This is a genomic window from Streptomyces griseoruber, assembly GCF_001514205.1.
Lineage (GTDB): Bacteria > Actinomycetota > Actinomycetes > Streptomycetales > Streptomycetaceae > Streptomyces > Streptomyces griseoruber.
Genome location: NZ_KQ948826.1, coordinates 1 through 1534, shown reverse-complemented (window position 1 = coordinate 1534; position 1534 = coordinate 1). Strand labels below are relative to the sequence as shown.

The following is a 1534-nucleotide window of genomic DNA, read 5'->3' as shown; positions in this document are numbered from 1 at the left end:
TGCGAACCAAACCGATCACCAGGAGGCCCTGTTGCCGCAGTCTTTCGCGCTCACCTGTGTGGAGTCCAACTCGCCGCCCCTGTCGTGTGACTGCCTCGCGCACAGGTTCGGCAACGCGGCCGACGGGCCGGAGCGCGTGCGGTGTTACGGCTCGGACATGACGGATGCGGAATGGCAGGTCGTCCGGGCGGTGCTGCCGGTGCCCGCGTGGCTTGAAGGACGGGGCGGCCGGCCGGAGAGCTCTTGCCACCGTGTGATGCTGGATGCCGTCCGCTACGTGGTCGACAACGGCGTCAAGTGGGCCAATCTGCCTGTGGACTTCCCGCCGTACCGGCGTGTGCATGCGTTCGCCCGCCGCTGGCAGGTGACGGGCCTGCTCGCCGAACTCCACGACCGGCTGCGTGACCGCGTGCGGGACAAGGAGAGCCGCTCACCGGACCCGACGGCCGCGATTGTGGACTCGCAGTCACTGCGGGCAGCGGCGAACATCCCGCGCTCCACGTCTGGCTGGGACGGCGGGAAGAAGGTGGGTGGCCGCAAGCGGCACCTGGTGGTGGACTGCCTCGGCCTGGTCCTGGCCGTCGCGGTGACCGCGGCGAGCGTGCAGGACCGCGACGCCGCCGTCCCGCTGCTTGAGCGGCTGCGACAGATGTACTTCTCCATCCGCCTGGTGTGGGCGGACGGCGGCTATGCCGGGCGGCTGGTCGACTGGGCGGCCGAGAACCTCCACCTCACCCTGGAGATCGTCAGACGCACCGACGACACATGCGGCTTCGTGGTGCTGCCGCGCAGGTGGGTGGTGGAAAGAACGCTCAGCTGGCTGATGCGTTCGCGCCGCCTGGTGCGCGAGTACGAGACGCTGCCCGTCATGCACGAGGCCATGGTGCTGTGGTCGATGACGATGCTCATGAGCGGCCGTCTGGCCGGACGTCGCCCCGGTGCCTTCAGCCGGCCGGCATCACGAGCGCGGGGAACACTCCCGGCCGCGCCTGCCGAGCCCACCCCCGTTCCACCAGGCGTTTCGCCTTCGACCGCAGCCCCTCGACCTTCGCCGGGACCACCTGAAGCCCCAGAGCCGTGGCCAGCTGCTGACAGCGCATGCCCTCCCTGCCCGCTTCCGACTCCAGCACCGACACGATCCGCTGGTAGTCCGGCGCCAGGACCGACACCGTCATGCCGTCGGTCCGGTGGGGCACCACCGAGCCGGCCACTGAACCCCGCTGCGGCTCCTCGACCACGGAGGGCGGCTCGGCCAGCACCTCGGCCACCGTCACACGGGCATCCACCAGCCGCTGAAGAGCCCGTTCCGCCTCGCCGAGCGCGGCCTGCACCCGCTCGGCCTCCTCCTGCAACAGCGCGATCTCTTCCCGCACCTTCTTCTCCCGGGTTTCCAACAGACCGAGCACCGACGGCACCAGCCACCTCCACGAGCGACGCGAGCGAACGAACCGTCCGCATCTCTCCCGCCGCCGACCGGAGTTCATGCCCACCCAGCCCGAACCAAACGATCACGTTCGGAAAGCGGATGGCGTCT

The 1534-nt window shown here is 69.9% G+C and carries 1 protein-coding gene and 1 pseudogene; one reads left to right on the top strand and one right to left on the bottom strand.

The window, feature by feature from the left end; genetic code table 11:
- Positions 1 to 157: 157 nt before the first annotated feature.
- Positions 158 to 850: pseudogene (locus AQJ64_RS47550) on the top strand (IS5 family transposase); the annotation flags it as partial.
- 94 nt (positions 851 to 944) lie between these two features.
- Here AQJ64_RS47550 and AQJ64_RS44785 read toward each other — a convergent pair.
- The gene (locus AQJ64_RS44785; protein WP_055633450.1) at positions 945 to 1415 is read right to left on the bottom strand and encodes a hypothetical protein; all 471 of its coding nucleotides are present in this window, start codon (positions 1413 to 1415) and stop codon (positions 945 to 947) included.
- Positions 1416 to 1534 lie beyond the last annotated feature (119 nt).